This is a genomic window from Streptomyces lycii (genome assembly GCF_009735685.1).
Taxonomy (GTDB): Bacteria; Actinomycetota; Actinomycetes; order Streptomycetales; family Streptomycetaceae; genus Streptomyces; species Streptomyces lycii.
In genome coordinates this window covers 44,059-59,586 of record NZ_WHPN01000293.1, presented here as the reverse complement: position 1 = coordinate 59,586, position 15,528 = coordinate 44,059, and the positions used below count along the sequence as shown (strand labels likewise).

18 protein-coding genes are annotated in these 15,528 nt (G+C 71.1%); 8 read left to right on the top strand and 10 right to left on the bottom strand.

Features of this window, described 5'->3' with window-relative positions; genetic code table 11:
- Positions 1 to 18: 18 nt before the first annotated feature.
- Positions 19 to 942 (bottom strand): NmrA family NAD(P)-binding protein, encoded by a 924-nt coding sequence (locus tag GCU69_RS16405; RefSeq protein ID WP_098750821.1) that lies wholly within the window; start codon positions 940 to 942, stop codon positions 19 to 21.
- 106 nt (positions 943 to 1,048) lie between these two features.
- Between GCU69_RS16405 and GCU69_RS16400 the strand changes: the two genes are divergently transcribed.
- Complete coding sequence (locus GCU69_RS16400; RefSeq protein WP_098750822.1) at positions 1,049 to 1,612, top strand: TetR/AcrR family transcriptional regulator; 564 nt, start codon at positions 1,049 to 1,051, stop codon at positions 1,610 to 1,612.
- A 49-nt stretch (positions 1,613 to 1,661) separates the two neighbouring features.
- Here GCU69_RS16400 and GCU69_RS16395 read toward each other — a convergent pair whose 3' ends face one another.
- Positions 1,662 to 2,339 carry an NADPH-dependent F420 reductase gene (locus GCU69_RS16395; protein WP_098750823.1) on the bottom strand — a complete coding sequence of 226 codons (678 nt, stop codon included), beginning with the start codon at positions 2,337 to 2,339 and terminating at the stop codon, positions 1,662 to 1,664.
- A gap of 116 nt (positions 2,340 to 2,455) precedes the next feature.
- Here GCU69_RS16395 and GCU69_RS16390 point away from each other — a divergent pair, with 116 nt between their 5' ends.
- A complete protein-coding gene (locus GCU69_RS16390) occupies positions 2,456 to 3,040 on the top strand; it encodes a TetR/AcrR family transcriptional regulator (RefSeq protein ID WP_098750824.1) in 585 nt (194 codons plus the stop codon).
- A gap of 228 nt (positions 3,041 to 3,268) precedes the next feature.
- Here GCU69_RS16390 and GCU69_RS16385 read toward each other — a convergent pair whose 3' ends face one another.
- A complete protein-coding gene (locus GCU69_RS16385; protein ID WP_156206469.1) occupies positions 3,269 to 3,457 on the bottom strand; it encodes a ferredoxin in 189 nt (62 codons plus the stop codon).
- A gap of 15 nt (positions 3,458 to 3,472) precedes the next feature.
- On the bottom strand, positions 3,473 to 4,663 hold the full coding sequence (locus tag GCU69_RS16380) for a cytochrome P450 (protein ID WP_235978515.1): 1,191 nt from the start codon (positions 4,661 to 4,663) through the stop codon (positions 3,473 to 3,475).
- Between the two features lie 117 nt (positions 4,664 to 4,780).
- Between GCU69_RS16380 and GCU69_RS16375 the strand changes: the two genes are divergently transcribed.
- Complete coding sequence (locus tag GCU69_RS16375) at positions 4,781 to 5,383, top strand: TetR/AcrR family transcriptional regulator (protein ID WP_098750827.1); 603 nt, start codon at positions 4,781 to 4,783, stop codon at positions 5,381 to 5,383.
- A gap of 139 nt (positions 5,384 to 5,522) precedes the next feature.
- On the opposite strand, the gene GCU69_RS33795 is transcribed toward GCU69_RS16375, so the two are convergent.
- Together GCU69_RS33795 and GCU69_RS16365 are read right to left on the bottom strand one after the other, a co-directional pair.
- Entirely contained in the window at positions 5,523 to 5,885 is a 363-nt protein-coding gene (locus tag GCU69_RS33795; RefSeq protein WP_235978514.1) for a hypothetical protein, read from the bottom strand.
- A gap of 195 nt (positions 5,886 to 6,080) precedes the next feature.
- On the bottom strand, positions 6,081 to 6,671 hold the full coding sequence (locus GCU69_RS16365; protein ID WP_156206467.1) for a TetR/AcrR family transcriptional regulator: 591 nt from the start codon (positions 6,669 to 6,671) through the stop codon (positions 6,081 to 6,083).
- A gap of 168 nt (positions 6,672 to 6,839) precedes the next feature.
- On the opposite strand from GCU69_RS16365, the gene GCU69_RS16360 reads away from it, so the two are divergent.
- A complete protein-coding gene (locus GCU69_RS16360) occupies positions 6,840 to 7,562 on the top strand; it encodes an alpha/beta fold hydrolase (protein ID WP_098750830.1) in 723 nt (240 codons plus the stop codon).
- Positions 7,563 to 7,636: 74 nt separating this feature from the next.
- Here GCU69_RS16360 and GCU69_RS16355 read toward each other — a convergent pair whose 3' ends face one another.
- Both GCU69_RS16355 and GCU69_RS16350 read right to left on the bottom strand, forming a co-directional pair.
- Positions 7,637 to 8,260, bottom strand: coding sequence for an NADPH-dependent F420 reductase (locus GCU69_RS16355; RefSeq protein WP_156206466.1), 624 nt, complete (start codon positions 8,258 to 8,260; stop codon positions 7,637 to 7,639).
- A 32-nt stretch (positions 8,261 to 8,292) separates the two neighbouring features.
- Positions 8,293 to 9,027 (bottom strand): SDR family NAD(P)-dependent oxidoreductase, encoded by a 735-nt coding sequence (locus GCU69_RS16350; protein ID WP_156206465.1) that lies wholly within the window; start codon positions 9,025 to 9,027, stop codon positions 8,293 to 8,295.
- A gap of 144 nt (positions 9,028 to 9,171) precedes the next feature.
- Between GCU69_RS16350 and GCU69_RS16345 the strand changes: the two genes are divergently transcribed.
- Positions 9,172 to 9,783: a TetR/AcrR family transcriptional regulator gene (locus GCU69_RS16345; protein WP_156206464.1), complete on the top strand. Its 612-nt coding sequence runs from the start codon at positions 9,172 to 9,174 to the stop codon at positions 9,781 to 9,783.
- A 564-nt stretch (positions 9,784 to 10,347) separates the two neighbouring features.
- On the opposite strand, the gene GCU69_RS16340 is transcribed toward GCU69_RS16345, so the two are convergent.
- Positions 10,348 to 10,794, bottom strand: a complete 447-nt coding sequence (locus GCU69_RS16340; RefSeq protein ID WP_156206463.1) for a DUF1772 domain-containing protein — start codon at positions 10,792 to 10,794, stop codon at positions 10,348 to 10,350.
- Between the two features lie 91 nt (positions 10,795 to 10,885).
- Here GCU69_RS16340 and GCU69_RS16335 point away from each other — a divergent pair, with 91 nt between their 5' ends.
- The 3 genes from GCU69_RS16335 (at position 10,886) to GCU69_RS16325 (ending at position 14,389) form a co-directional block, all read left to right on the top strand.
- Complete coding sequence (locus tag GCU69_RS16335; protein WP_156206462.1) at positions 10,886 to 11,464, top strand: TetR/AcrR family transcriptional regulator; 579 nt, start codon at positions 10,886 to 10,888, stop codon at positions 11,462 to 11,464.
- Between the two features lie 710 nt (positions 11,465 to 12,174).
- The gene (locus GCU69_RS16330) at positions 12,175 to 13,182 is read left to right on the top strand and encodes an alpha/beta hydrolase (protein ID WP_156206461.1); all 1,008 of its coding nucleotides are present in this window, start codon (positions 12,175 to 12,177) and stop codon (positions 13,180 to 13,182) included.
- Positions 13,183 to 13,708: 526 nt separating this feature from the next.
- Positions 13,709 to 14,389 carry an HAD family hydrolase gene (locus tag GCU69_RS16325; RefSeq protein ID WP_156206513.1) on the top strand — a complete coding sequence of 227 codons (681 nt, stop codon included), beginning with the start codon at positions 13,709 to 13,711 and terminating at the stop codon, positions 14,387 to 14,389.
- 345 nt (positions 14,390 to 14,734) lie between these two features.
- On the opposite strand, the gene GCU69_RS16320 is transcribed toward GCU69_RS16325, so the two are convergent.
- Entirely contained in the window at positions 14,735 to 15,490 is a 756-nt protein-coding gene (locus tag GCU69_RS16320; protein WP_156206460.1) for an SDR family NAD(P)-dependent oxidoreductase, read from the bottom strand.
- Between the last annotated feature and the right edge of the window lie 38 nt (positions 15,491 to 15,528).

Below are 15,528 nucleotides of genomic sequence, written 5' to 3'. Positions count from 1 at the left end.
AAACTCATGTCTCCCTGTTCAGACGGCGGTCCGCAGGTGCTCGTGTGCCCACTCTTCGAAACTGGTCAGGTCGATGCCCAGCGCACGAGCGAACTGTGGCCGGGCCGGCTGGCCGACCACCTCCATGAACGCGTGTGTGGCCCCCATGTCTCCCATGCCGGCGGCGCGGGCCTGTTCCTCCGTCATGTCCGGGGCCGTCAGCGCGACGCCCAGGGCGCGGGAAAGGATCTCGGCGATCTCGGTCATGGTCAGGTAATCGCTGCTGAGTTCCAGTTCCACTCGGTGGAAGCCGGCGGGGGCGGACAGGGCGGCTGCCGCGGCTCGGCCCACGTCTTTCGCCGCTACGAGTGCCAGGTGCGTGCCCGGTTTGACGACGGTGACCAGACCTCCTTCGACGCCGCGGGGGAAGTAGAACCGCATGGACGGCTCGAAGTTCTCCATGAAGAACGACGGCTTGAGCAACGTCCAGTAGGGAAAGTCGAGTTCGCGCAGCCGGTCCTGGACGGCAGCCTTCGTGCCGAGCGGGGCCTCCATCACCGCCCAGCGTCCTTCGGCCCAGCCCGGAGCCTCGACGTGCTGCCCCACGCCGCTGGTGGAGGACTGGACGAACTGCTCCACACCGGCAGCCCGCGCAGTCGTCATGAGGTTGTACGCCTGGCTGATCTCGCCGGCGAAGTCGAACCCCTGCTCGGTGTACGCGGGCATCTGCACCGAGAAGACGGCCCGCACGCCGTCCATGGCCGCCTCGAGGGTCGCAGGTTCGGTGAGATCGCCCACGAACAGGTCGGCACCGAGTTCTTCGACGGCCCGTGCGCGCGGCGTACTCCGGTCGCGCACCAGGGCCCGCACGGGTGTTCCCTGCGCCAGCAGGGTGCGGGCGGTGGCGCCGCCTTGTCGGCCAGTGGCACCGGTGACGAGAACCGGTGTTGCGGCAGAGGCCATGAGCACATCCCCTCGAGCGGTCACGCACACCAAAACGGCGGGGCCCGCCGTTTCTTGCTTCGCTACAATATGGCGGGGCCCGCCACTTATCAACACTGGAGAGATCATGACCGGCCAGCGCTCGGATGCCCGGCGCAACTACGCGCACATCCTCGCGGTGGCCGAGGCCGAGGTGGCGGCACAGGGGGCCCATGCCTCGCTGGAGCGGATCGCCCGCATCGCAGGCGTCGGATCAGCCACCGTGCGGCGCCACTTCCCGACCCGCAAAGCCCTGCTCGAAGCCGTCTTCGAACAGCGCGTCCATGCCCTGTGCGATCGCGCTCGTACGCTCTGCGGCGAGCGCGACAGCCGCGCCGCGCTGGTGGAGTGGCTGCGCGAGCTGCTCGCCTACTCGCTCGCCGCACGTGGTCTGGCAGACGTCCTCTCCTATCAGCCCCTCGAGGACGAGGCGGCCCAGGAGTCCTGTGCGGCAGTCATCGGTGCGGCTGGCGCCTTGCTGCTGCGCAAGGCCATTGACGACCATGCTGTCCGCGCAGACGTCACCATCGACGATCTGCTCGTACTGATCGTCGGAATCGCCCTGGCCACCGAGAATCACACCGTCCCGGCGGCTCCGGCGGACCGCGCCTTCCAACTCGTCGTCGCGGGCCTCGGTGCCCCCGGCACCTGAGCATGCCCGTCGGTGCTCCCCGCGGCGCGGGGAGGGCGGTACGTGCCGGTCATGGCGTTTCCTGTGCCTCGAGAAGCTTGGCGAGACGCTCCGCGGACACGGGCCGTCCGGGGGCCGCGAACATCCCGGCCGGGTCGAGATGGGCGAGCTGCGCGGGCGTGCCGGGCGCGAACCGGCGGCTCTCGGCGAGGGGGCCCACGTCGTACGCGTCGTAGCCGAGCGAATCGATCAGGGTGGCGACTGTCTTCTTGGCGGTGGCGTCGTCGCCGGCCACGGGAAGCGCGCTGCGGTCCGGGGCGCCGGCCGGGCGCCCCAGGGTGGCCAGGTGTTTGAAGAAGATGCTGCTGAATGCCTTGACGACGTGCGAGCGGGTCAGGTGCGCGGCAAGAAGGAGGTGGGCCGGGGTGTCGCCGGCGTCGATCCCGGGGACGCGGCCCTGGCGGGCGGGGTCGTAGTTGAGGGTGTCGATGACGGTCTTGCCGTGGAGGGGTTCGGCGGGGACCTGCCGGTGGGCCCTGACCGGAATGGTCACCACCACGAGGTCGCCGGCGGCCGCGGCCCCGACGGGGGTCGCTGCGCGGGCGCGCGGGCCGAGTCGCGCGACCAGTCCCTGCAGGGTTTGCGGGCCGCGGCTGTTGCTGAGGACGACGTCGTGGCCGGCGTCGACCGCGAGGCGGGCGAGCGTGCTGCCGAGGTTGCCGCTGCCGATGAAGCCGATGGTGGTCATGGTCTCCTGCCCGTTCCGAATAAGGTAGGCATGCCTGCGCGTAATCGCAGGCATGCCTTGACTTTAGCGCAGGACCCCCTTCGTTTCTCGGGATTGGCAGATCAGGAGGATGCGTCATGGCCACCACCGAGTCCGGCGGGCGAGCCGAAACCGGTTTCACCGTGAGCCGGCCGGCGCGCGCCGACGCACGCCGCAACTTCGACGCCCTGCTTGATGCCGCTCGTGAGGTGTTCGCCGCCGAGGGGGCCGGTGCCTCGCTGGAGGGAATCGCCCGTCGGGCCGGGGTCAACATCGCGACGCTCTACCGCAACTTCCCCACACGCCAGCACTTGTTCGAGGCCGTCTACCTGGACGAGGTCGAAGCCCTGGCCCGGATGGCGGCCGATCTGGACAGCCTCGAACCCTGGGACGCCCTGGAGAGCTGGCTGCGCCAGTTCGTCAGCTACGCGACCACCAAGAAGGCCCTCTACGACGCCATCGCGCACCGCGCCGAGATGTTCGTGACCGGCCGCGAGATGATCCATGCGGCCGGCCGTCCGCTTCTCGAACGCGCGCAGAGCGCCGGCCGGGCCCGGGCCGATGTGAGCTTCGACGATGTGCTCTTCCTGGTCAACGGCGTCAGCGGGGCGAATTTCGTCCAGGAGGCACAGCAGGACCGGGTGCTCGCCATGGCCTTGGACGGCATCAAGGCCCGTAAGTGAGCGCAACGGCCGGAGTCTTCCGAGGTGCGGGGCAGGGGCACCGGGCCACCGGACGGGCGCCGGGTCCGGCTGGGAGAAGCCCGCACCGAACAGCCGGCTGAACCCGTCCGCGCCCGCCCCGGTGACATCTCCGGGGCGGACGCGGAGGAGGCCGGCGTGCGTCGGGCCCGGTGGGCGGGCGCCGCGGAAGCGCGGTGACCCGGCGTCCGGGGAGCACGTGGTGTGTGGTCAGGTGAGGCGGACCGCACCCGACGGGCAGACGGCTGCCGCTTCCTCGGTGATCTCGCGCCGGTCGTCGCCGGCCTGTTGCCGCAGCACCAGGACGATTCCCTCCTCGTCCTGGTCGAATACGTCGGGCGCGGCGCGTACGCACTGGCCTGCCCCGACGCAGACATCCCGGTCCGCGGTGACGTGCATCGTGGTCTCCTTGTCTCACCAGGTGACGGTCAGGGTGTCGAGGCCCTGGTTCACATCGGGGCGGCGGGGTTCGAAGCCGGCTGCCGGGGTGGCGAACCGCAGGGTGGGGAAGCGTTCGAAGAGGAGGGGCAGCGCGACCCGGAGTTCGAGGCGCGCGAGATTCTGCCCGAGGCACTGGTGGACGCCGTAGCCGAACGCGTTGTGCCGGCGCGAGCCGCGGTGGATGTCGAAGGTGTCCGGGTCGGGGAACACCGCGGGGTCGAAGTTCGCCGGCCCGTTCGGGATCGCCACCCCTTCGCCGGCGCGGATGAGCCGGCCGGCGATCTCGATGTCCTCCGTGGCCACGCGGAGTCCCGTGGTGTCGGCGACGGAGGCGTAACGCAGCATCTCTTCGACGGCGCCGGGGACGACGTCCGGGTCGGCGCGGAACTCGGCGAGCTGGTCCGGGTGTTCGAGGAGGGTCGCGATGCCGAGGCCGATCATGTTCGCCGTGGTCTCGTGTCCCGCGGCGAGCAGCAGCATCGCCGTGCTGACGAGGGACTCGCGGGTGATCTCGCCGCGGGCGAGTTCTTCGCGGACCATTTTGCCGATCAGGCCGGGGCCGGGGCGCTTGGTCGCGGCTTCGACCAGCGAGTCCAGGTACTGGGCGAGCTCCCTGACCGAGGCGGCGGTCTCCTCGTCGGATCCGGCCCGCGCGATCCGGCGGCTGGTGTCCTCGAAGAACTCGTGATCGGAGTAAGGCACGCCGAGCACTTCGCAGATCACCAGGGACGGGATCGGCAACGCGTAGTGGGCGACCACGTCGGCGGGGGGACCGGCCGCGCGCAGCCGGCCGGCGGCCTGCTCCGCGATCTCCTCGATCCGCGGGCGCAGCGCGTTGATCCGTCGGACGGTGAACTCGGAGATCGCCATGCGCCGGTGGCGGCCGTGTTCCGGCGGGTCCATGCCGATGAAGGACGGGGGCTGCCCGCGGACGACCAGCGCGCGCGGCGAGATCTTCGGGAAGCCGGGGTCGGCCCGGTCGGACGAGAGCCGGGGGTCGCTCAGCAGCGCGCGGGCCTCCTCGTGCCGGGTGACCACCCAGCCGGTCCTGCCGTCCACGAACTCGACGCGGTGCAGCGGACCCTGTGCGGTCAGCTCGGCGTAGCCATGGGGCGGCCGTAGCGGGCAGGTGCGGGTCTGCGGGAAGGAGACGGCCTCGTGCACGGAGCACCTCGAAATCTCTCAATTAGAGAACTAGCTGTTCTCTAATTGGACGGTAACGTCTGACCCCACGAAGCGCAACCAACGAGCGGGAGCACGCATGGCCGACCGGGAGCACGCATGGCCGAGAGGGTGACGGACCACCGCCGGGGGCCGCGCAGGCGCGGCGCCGAACTGGAGGCCGCGATCCTGGCTGCGACACGTGCGGGCCTCGTCGAGCGCGGCTACGCGTCGCTGTCCATGGACTGGATCGCCGAGCGGGCCCGTACCAGCAAAGCCGCCTTGTACCGCCGGTGGGGCACCGTCGGGGAACTCGTGGTGTACACACACGCCCGCCTGGTCCGGTCCCTGCTCACGGTGCCCGACACCGGCTCCTTCGCCTCCGACATGCGCGCGATGCTGCGTTCGACGGCCGACGTGATGGACTCCGAGTACGGCGAGCTGCTGCGCGGCGTGCTCGCCGAGATCATGAAGAACCAGGAACTCGCGGCCGAGGCACGCAGACAGCTCGCGGACTCCGGGCCGCAGGCCATGGACGAGATCTACCGCCGCGGGATCGAGCGCGGCGAGGTCCGCCCCGAGCTGCGCGGCACGCGCACCATGACGGTCGCGCTCGACCTGCTGCGCAGCGAGTTCATCCTCGGCGGAACACCGATCCCGGACGCCGCGATCGACGACATCCTCGACACCGTCTACCTGCCGCTGGTGCGCCTGCCGGACTGACGACGGGCCCGGCGGGGGCCGGCTCTCCGCGCACGGTCACACCAAGCCGGCGCAGCGCGGCATCACGGTCGTCTCCGGCATCCGGGATCAGTGCGCCGGCACCGTGGCCCCCGCTCGATCACTGTGCGCCGGCTCCGAGTCACCGGTACCCGGCATGGTGGCCCAGTCGCCGCTGCCGCCGTACGCGCCGTGTCATGACGAGGGCGGGGATCCCGAGCGCCAGCAGCACCGGGGCCGCGGCGGCGATCCCGAACCAGAGGAAGAGCGCGAGATAGCCGTAGGCGGCGTCGTCCGTGTTTGCGTCCGCCTTCATCAGGAGGACGATGCCGGCCACGAAGGCGACCGCCATGAGCCCCGCGACCGTGATCGCGAGCCAGAGCAGGACGCCGGTCCAACGCCGGTACCCGGCACCGACCTCCCGGGGGCGCGGCGGCCCGTAGCCGCCGGGTGGACCGTAACCGGGCCTTGGCACCGGATGGCGGGCCGGCCTCTGATCAGACATGAGGCCCAGTTCTACGGTGCGCCGCCCGGGAGCACAACTTCCGCTGTCACGGCACGCACCGCGCCGGAGCGTCGCCCGGGGGCACTGCTTCACCGGGCCCCGGGCGCCGGTGTCGGAGCCGGGCAGGAGGGTGATCGGCGCGGGACGTTCGCGCCGGCGTTGGCCTACGGGGCCCTGCGCTCACTGCCGTCGTGGTCAGGGCGCCCGGCGCAGCCCTGCGACGAGGAGCTGGACCATCCGGCGGGAGTCGTAGCGGGGATTCTTCTCGGCCCCCGCGCACAGGCCGGCGACGCCGCGCATGAACTCGTCGGCGTCCTGGCCGGGGCGGATCTCCCCCGAAGCGGCGGCCGCGTCGAGGAGCTGGGTGCACACCGGCACGATCCGCTCCAGGAAGAAGGAGTGCAGGGGGTCGAAACAGGGGTCGTCGGACTTCAGTACGGCGGCGAGCCCGAGCTTCGTGACCAGGAAGTCGGCGAAGAGGTCGATCCATCGCCCCAGCGCGGCATGCGGGGTCGCGCAGGTCGCCAGGAGTTCGGGACCGGCCTGCGCGAGTGCCTCGACCTGGTGGCGGTACACGGCGACGATGAGGTCCGCCCGGGTCGGGAAGTGGCGGTAGATGGTGGCTGTCCCGACACCGGCCTTGACGGCGATGTCGCGGATCGGTGCCTCCACGCCCGAGGTGACGAAGACGGCGGCGGCCGCGTCGAGCAGGGTCTTCTCGTTGCGCCGGGCGTCCGCCCGTTTCGACCGGGTGTTCCGCCCCGCGTCCCGACTGCTGTCGCTCACCCTGTCCCTCGCCTTCCGCGCTTGTTAAGCGGGACAGTGTCCCGTATCTTCAAACGGTACGACGTCCCGTTTCTTCATGATGTCAGATCGGGACGCCGGTGACCAGCCATGCCACGCCGGCCCACGGTGCCGAACATCCACGTGGAACGCCCGAACGGAGCACGCATCATGTCGACATATCTGCTGGTACACGGTGCCTGGCACAGCGGAGAGTGCTGGGAGCGGGTGACCCCGCTGCTCTCAGCGGCCGGACACCGGGCGCTGGGGCCGACGCTGACCGGCTACGGCGACAAGGCCCACCTGCTCGGTCCCGAGGTCGGGCTGCACACGCACGTTCAGGACATCGCCGACCTGATCACCGGGGAAGACCTCACCGACGTGATCCTCGTGGGCCACAGCTACGCCGGACTCGTCATCTCGTCCGTGGCCAACCGCATACCGGATCGCATCGCGCACCTGGTCTACCTCGACGCCATGGTCCCGGAGGACGGAGAGAGCGCTGCCGATGTGCAACCCGCCACCCAGGACCTGATCGACCGGACCCTGGCATCCGGCACCGGCTGGCGGATCCCACCGCTCCGCGAGCTGCCCCCGCCGTACGGCCTGTTCGGGGTCACCGACCCGGCGGACGTGGCCTGGCTGCGCACGATGCTCTCGGACCAGCCGGTGCGCTGCCTCCAGGAACGGGTCCGCATGGACAACCCGGCCATGCGCGCCATTGCGCGCACGCACATCCACTGCACGGTCAAGCCGGCGGGCTTCCCCCGGCGTTCCGTCCCCGCGACACAGCCGAACGGCACCCCGGCGCAGGTGTGGGAACTGCCGACCGGCCACGACTGCATGATCACCATGCCGGCCGAACTCGCCGACCTGCTGCTCAAGCTCGGCTGATCCGGAACGCGGCCCCGGGTGTGTCCGCCGGGACACCCCGGGGCCCTCCTTCCGGTGACCCGGAAACCGTGTGCTCAGGCGGGAAGTCCGGTGACGCCGAGGGAAAAGTTCAGATCTCCCACCCCGTGGTTGGCGAGGCCCACCGTGACCACGCCCACCCCTTCCAGCCAGTGCGCCATTTTCAGGCCGCCCACGTCGAGCGCGCGCAGCCCGAGGCTTGCGATGAACGCCTCCACACTCGCCTTGGCCTGCGCATCGTCGCCGGCGATGAAGATGTCGGGCCGTCCCTTCTCCAGGACGTGACGGAAGACGGTGTTGAACGCCTTCACCACGTGGGCGCCGGCCGGGGCCGCCCTGTCGGCTTCCTGCGCGACCGAGGTCTCCTCGCGGTGGGCCAGCCCGTCGAACGCGGAGTTGAAGGGATTGCTGATGTCGACGATGACCTTGCCCGCGAGGGCGTCTCCGTACTGGGTGACGGCAGGCACGACACCGTCGTGCAACAGGGCCACGACGACGATGTCCCCGGCCGGGGCGGCGCCCCATTCCCCCGTCGTGGTGCCGCCGCCGAGAGCCTTGGCCAGGCCGGCGGCCTTGGACTGATCGCGGCCCATGATCTCGACGGTGTTGCCGCCCGCCACCGCCCGCGCGCCGATGGTGCGGGCCATGTTCCCGGTGCCGATGATGCTGATGCTGCCCATGAGATGTCCTGTCCTGGTGGTGTGTTGTCCGGTCAGATGGCGGTGGTGCCGCCGTCGGCGACGAGTTCCATGCCGTTGACGTAGCTGGAGTCGTCGGAGGCGAGGAAGAGGGCAGTGGTGGCGATTTCCTCGGGACGGCCCATGAGGCCGCGGGGGATGAGGGACTCGAACCGGCGCTTGGTGGCCTCGTCGAAGAGTTCTTCCTGCTTGGCGGTGGCGACCTGGCCGGGGGTCAGGACGTTGACGCGGATGCGGCGGTCCTTGAGCTCGTTGAGCCAGACGCGGGCCCATGCCTGCTGGACGGCCTTGCTGCCGGCGTAGACGCTCCAGCCGGGAAAGGCGCCGAGGGAGGCGTTGGAGCCGGTCATGAGGATGGAGCCGCCGTCGTTGAAGAGCGGGAGAGCCTTCTGGACGGTGAACAGGGTGCCGCGGGCGTTGAGGTGGAACGCGGCGTCGAAATGGGCCTCGGTGATCTCGCCGAGCGGGGCGGGCTCGCCCCCTCCGGCGCAGGCCCACAGCACGTCGAGGCTTCCCTTCTCCCGCTTGACGGTGTCGTACAGGCGGTCCAGGTCGTCCAGGTCGGCGGCGTCGCCCTGGACGCCGGTGACGTTGCGGCCGATCCGCGTCACGGCCTCGTCCAGGACGTCCTGGCGGCGGCCGGTGATGAAGACGTGCGCTCCCTCGTCGACGAACAGCTTCGCGCCGGCCAGCGCCAGGCCGGTGGTGCCGCCGGTGATGACCGCGACCTTGCCGTCGAGCTTTCCCATGGTCATTCCCTTGGGTCGGTGGTGCCGTGCGCACCTGGGGCGACAGTGCTAAGTACACCGTCCTGTGTGCTTACGGTACTGGGCGGGCGGCCGGGGGGCAAGCTATGTACACCGGTCGTTACCCGGCTGGGGTACCATCGCCCCATGACGGAGTTGGAGAAGGGCCCCAAGGGCCGCCGCCGCGGCCGCGGTGCCCGCGAGCGCATCCTCGGCGCGTCCCGGCAGCTGTTCCGCGAGCAGGGCATCAACCGCACCGGCATGGACCAGCTCTGCGCGGCGGCCCAGGTGTCCAAGCGCACGGCCTACCAGCACTTCACCGGCAAGGACGAACTGGTCACCGAGTACCTGCGACGGTTCGACCCCGCCGTTCTGTCGGGCGTGTTCGACCGCACCGACCTCACCCCCCGCGAACGGCTCCTCGCCGCCTTCGACATTCCCCCCTCCACCCCCCTGTGCCCCTACATCGCCGCCGCCGTCGAACTCCACGACCCTCAGCACCCCGCATCCCAGTACGCACGCGACTACAAGAAGGCCGTCGCCGCGCGGCTCACCGACACCGCCCGCGAAGCCGGTGCCGCCGACCCCGAACAGCTCGGCGAGCAACTCGCGCTGCTCATCGACGGCGCCGCGACCCGCACCCGGGTCCTCGACGACGACGCCTTTCCCACCGCCGCCGCCATCGCCGCCGTCCTCATCGACAACGCCGTCCCCGCCACTGCCGGCGATGACCGGCGAGGGGAGGAAGTGCCGCGTTGACGTGGCGCTTCGCGCCCGTGCCGGAGGCGCTGCCGGTCGCGCGGCAGCACCCGCCGGCACGCGACACCAGCCGGGCGAGGCATCTGACCCGGACCTGCCGGTTGTTACGGAACTGGCCGCCCGCCTGCTGAAGGCCGCAGCACAACCCGCCGGGGGGACCGGCGAGCCCCCGGGGACCCGCTGACGCGGCCGGCCTGGCGGATGCCGGCCGTGCAGGCTGCCGTAGCGCGAACAGCCTCAGCGCTACGCCGGACGGCTCATCGGCACGAGAGCCCTGTGCCGTTGCGGACCTCGCCCTCACCCCACCACCGCCCCCCGGCCAGTGGTCACGCTGAAATGGCCAGTGGCTCCGGCGGGCGGCCCATGGGCGTCGTATCCGCGTGTGCCGGAGCGGGACCGGAGAGGCCCGGCGGGACGGGCCTCCGCCTCCGCAGGCGCCCCGTGTGTCGTATCCGCGTGTGCCGGAGCGGGACCGGGGAGGCCCGGCGGGACGGGCCTCCGCCTCCGCAGGCGCCCCGTGTGCGGTCACGGCGTGACTGGGGCGCCCGCGCCAGGCCTGTCCGGTCAGGTGAGGGCGGTGACCAGCAGGGCGAAGGCCGCGATGATGACGGCGACGCGGACGTGGTGGAGGCGGTCCCAGCGGTTCATCTGCTGCTTCCAGTCGGCGGGCCGGTTCTCGGGGGTCCACGTCTTGCCCCGGTTGTTGATCGGGACGAGCAGCAGCAGCGACATGATCACGCTGAGGATCAGCAGCGCGCCGGCCGTGACGACGAGGCCAGCGCCGCCGTGGTGCCGTCCGGCGACGGCCCAGACCGCGACGAGGACGAGCGAGCCGATGTACCAGACCGGCATCACGGCGCCGAGCATCCGGCCTCCGTGGGCGCGGCCGAGTTGGCCGCTGTCGCCGGGGAGTGCGTCGAGGATCCGGTTGATGACGAAGGCGACGGAGAACTCCACCCCCACCATCAGGCCGACGGCCACGGTCGTGAAGACCTGGAGTGCGGTGAGCATGCTGGCCCCTCCTGGAATCTAGTGTTGCTAGATGAAGTGGCAACGCTAGACCTGCTGTTGCTCGCTTGTCTAGCGATGCTAGGGTCACGTCATGTCGGTACAGGAACGCAAGCAGCGCGAACGGGCGGAGCGCGAGCGCCTCATCGTGGCGACAGCCCGCGAACTCGCCGAACAGCAGGGCTGGGACGCGGTCACCACCCGCCGGCTCGCCGAGCGCATCGAATACAGCCAGCCCGTCCTCTACAGCCACTTCCGCGGCAAGCGCGAGATCATCGGCGCGGTCGCCCTCGAAGGCGCCGCTGAGATGGCCGCGGCGCTGCGGGCCGCGACCTCCGCCGCGGACGGGCCCCGCACCCGGGTCACCGCCCTCGCCCGCACCTACCTCGACTTCGCCGAGCGCAATCCGGCGGTCTACGACGCCATGTTCCAGCTCGACGGCGGCCTGGCGTTCGCACACGAGGACACCCCGGAGCCGCTGAAGGACGCCTTCGCCGCCCTGCTGGAATGCCTTGGCGAGGTCGCCGGGGACGGCGTCCACCCGGGACTCTTCACCGAGGTGTTCTGGGCGGCCGTGCACGGGCTGGTCACCCTGACCCGAGCGGGACGCCTGCCGCCGGGGGACACCGGGTTGAGGGTGGAGCTGCTGGTGGACCGGCTCGCCAAGATCTGACACACCATCCCGGGGCGCACAGCCGGGGCCCCGGATGGACGGCCGGCAAAGGCGCGTTGGGCCGGATAAGAGGACGCCGCCGGAGAAATACCCGGCGGCGCCCGGACCGGTGCCGGCCGGGACGGGGGTGAACTCACCCGGCGCCGGATTCGCCGCATGCCGAAGGCGCTGAGGGCCGCGCCGAATACCAGGCAGATCGCGGTCTCCAGCCACGGGAACGTCCAGCAGCGGCTGCCGGGGTGGCAGGGGACGCCGACATGGAGGTCTTGCCCGGCGAGGCACACCGCCGAGTCGCCGAACGTGCCGACGCCCCCAGCCTTGGGCGGACTGCCGGGGCAGGCGTTGAACGCGGCCCCGCTGAGCGTCTCGCCGTCCGCGGTGCGCAGGGGCTCGTCTCGGTGATCCAGGCGCCGGGCGCCGGGTCCGGCGCACCAGGAGTCCCACGACGGTGCCGAAGGTGAAGGCCATCGCGGCGCAGCCGATCGGGGCGATGTCGCGCGCGCCGAACACGAAGGCGTCGGACTGCTCGATGACCCCCTCGTCGCAGGGGCATGCGGCCCAGGTCAGCAGGGCCGCGGCCGCACCGGACACGGCGACGGGGGCGTCATTTGCTCCTTCGGTGGGAGGAGCACCCCATAGTTCTGCGGAAGGAGCCGCGAACGACTGGCGGCGGATGCCCCGCCCTTTCCCTTGTCCCTAGCATCACGTTCATGGGGAAAGCCCGGGAAGTGACCAGACGCCGGCTGTTGACCACGATGGGGCTGCTCGGGGTGGCGGCCCCGCTGACCGCCCTCGTTCCCTCGGCCGCCGCTGCCGGGCGTACGAGCGCCGGCGCCCGCGTCGCCGGGGAGCAGCGAGTCGCCCGGCGCATGACCGACCTCACCCTGGAGTCGCCCGCCCTGGGGGGCCGGGCGAAGGTGCGGCTGCTCACGCCGGACGGCTGGGAGAGGCGGCGAGCGGGCGAACGCTGGCCGGTGCTGTACCTGCTGCACGGCATCACGGACGACCACCAGGCGTGGAGCCGCGACACCGACGTGGCGGAGTGGCCGGCGCTGCGGGATGTGCTGGTCGTGATGCCGGACGGCGGTTTCGCCGGGTTTTACAGCAACTGGTGGAACGAAGGCACCGCGGGCCCACCCGCATGGGAGACCTTTCATCTGTACGAGCTGCGACGCCTGCTGGAGTACGGCTACGGGGCGGGTGGGGCCCGGGCCGTGGCGGGAATGTCGATGGGGGGCTTCGGCGCGATCTCCTACGCCGCACGCCGGCCGGACCTGTTCCGTGCCGCCGCGAGCTTCAGCGGGGTGGTCCATCCGCTCCACCCGAGGCTGCTGCCGATGTTCACGGGGTTCAAAGACCTCACGGGTGTGGACCTCGGCCCCCTGTGGGGAGATCCGGTGGCGCAGCGGCACATCTGGCGCGCCCACGACCCGTATCACCTCGCACACCGACTGCGCGGAACACCCGTCTACCTCTCTGCGGGGGACGGCAACCCCGGTCCCCTCGACCCGCCGGGCCAACCTGGGGACCCGGAGGATCCCGAAGCAATGATCAACGAGGTGAACCGTGCCACGGCGGCACGGTTCCACGCCGCCGGTATCCCGCTGACCACCCATTTCCACACCGGAACCCATCACCCCGCCTACGGAGGACGGGAGCTGCGCCGCTCCCTGCCCATCCTGCTGGCGGCGCTCGGTGTGGGCGCGCGGGTGCGCTGACCGGATCAGGTCGTGGTGCGCCACTGACCTGACCGGTCGAGGGCAAGGGCTGCCCGTACCGCTGGGTGCCGCAGGCAGGCCGTTTTTTTCGGTGAAGAGCCCGGTCGCGCTGTGCGGGATGCTGCCGCCCGGGCTGGGCCGGGTCCGGGCCGTGGCCGGCTCCAGCCACCTGCGGGCCATGGATGGCGGCTCCAGACGAGCCAGTTGCCAGTCGGCCGGGAACGGACAGGGTTCGAGCAGCAGCTGATCACCGGCGAACGCGGACCCCGCTCCTCGCCGTCCTCCTCACCGGAGGCGACCGCAGCGATGTCACCCTTCCTGCCCCTGCCGGGCGCCGTCCCACCGCGATCCGCGGACGCGCCGGGGACCCCCGCCGTGAGCTGGACAGGTTGTTAACCGGCCGAGGCATGGTTGGTGTGGTCATGAGGCGTTGCGCAGTGCTGCGTGCACCTGTAAGCGCGGTACCCGGTGGGCGAGTCCGTGCTTGTCCGGACGCTGTCCCGTGACCGTCTGCGGGCCGCCTGGCATGATCCGGTGCGTGGTGAGTGGATCTGGGCGGCCGGGCCCCAGGAAGTACGTGCTGTTCGATGTTGACGGCACGCTGATCGACGCGGTGAGTAACCAGCGCCGGGTCTGGAGAACCTGGGCGGTGCGGTACGGGCTGGATGCGGACGAGGTCTACCGGGTGGCTTTGCGGACGCGGCCGGTGGAGACGTTCGCTCAGGTCGCTGCCGGCCGTGATCCGGGCGAGTGCCTGGCCTTGCTGCACGAGTTGGAGGACGAGGACGTTCGGTCCGGCGTGTATGCGGCTTTCGACGGGGCGTCGGAGCTGCTGTACGGCCTGCCTCCGGGGGCTTGGGCGCTGGTGACCTCGAACTACGAACACCGGGTGCACGGGCGTTTCGCGCGAACTGGCCTGCCGGTGCCGGAGGTGATCGTGGACGCGGCCGCTGCGGAAGAGGGCAAGCCCTCGCCCGCGCCCTATCTGCGGGCCGCCGCCCGGCTGGGCGCCCGGCCGGCAGACTGCCTGGTCGTCGAGGACGCCCCGTCCGGAGTGCGGTCCGGGCTGAGCGCCGGGATGACGGTGTGGAGCGTGAACGCCGCTGCCGGGGTGGAGGGCGCGCATCGTCACTTCGCCAGTCTGCGCGAAGCCGTCCCTCACATCCTGGCCTGCGTTTCCGGTCCGCGGGAGGATGCCGCGGGCTGAGTCCGCCCGCCGGCCTCGGACCGTACAGGGGGCGGTCTTGGTGTGTTCGGTGTGATCACGGAAGCAGACCGACCGGACGCCGGCCGGCGCGTTGTGGTAGCCGGCAGCTGCGGACCGGTGGGGACATCTGCTCGACCACCAGTTCGCCGTACAGCGTCCGGGGCGCCTACGCGACCTCGCCCCCAGTCGTCGCCGGCCCAGCACAATCGCCCGGCAGGGCCGCCAAGAGTTCGTAGCACGATCACGGTCCGGGCTTCTTGAGGCGTCTCCACGCACCCGCGGTTCGTTGGCGGTGCGCGCCCCGAAGACGCGATGTCCTTCGGGGCGCGGGGCAGGGGTTGGGGTTCAGGCGTTGTAGCCGCCGTGGGCGTCCAGTACCGCGCCCGTGACGTACGACGCGGCGGGGCTCGCCAGGAAGGCGATCGCCGCGGCGATTTCGTCGGGGTGCCCCATGCGTTGCAGGGACAGCGAGCTGAGCAGGGCCTTGAGGGTGTCGGGGTCCGGCGGTTGCATGCCGCTGTCCATCAGTCCGGCTTCCACGACGTTGGCCGTGATGTCGCGGGGCCCGAGGTCCCGTGCGACCCCCATGGTGTACCGCTCGATGCCTGACTTGGTCGCCGAGTAGTCGGCAACGCCCGGGACGCCGACCCGGGAGCCCAGTCCGGAACTCACCGTGATGATGCGGCCGCCCGTGCGCAGCACTCGGGAGGCGGCCCGGATGACGGCGATCACGCCGAGGTAGTTGGTGGCGTGCATCCGGTCCAGTGCGGCGGTGTCGGCGTCCGGGTCGTCCACCGTGCGGCCCTGCTCCACCGAGATCGCCGCGTTGTTGACGAGGATGTCCAGGCCGTCGAAGTGCGCGACCACGTCGTCGATCAGCGCCGGCGCCCGGCTCGTGTCCGCCTGGTCGGACTTGAAGGCGACGGCCTTGGCTCCCGTGCCGTGCACCTCGTCGACGACGGCCTGCGCCTGCTTCTCGGAGCTGACGTAGGTGAAGGCGACGTCGGCGCCCTGCTCGGCCAGCAGCCGTACGGTCGCGGCTCCCAGTCCGCGCGATCCCCCGGTGACCAGGGCGACCTTGCCCGTGAGTGGCTTGCTCATTCTTCTCACCTCGTTGATTGGCCCTTTCCGGCAGTCGC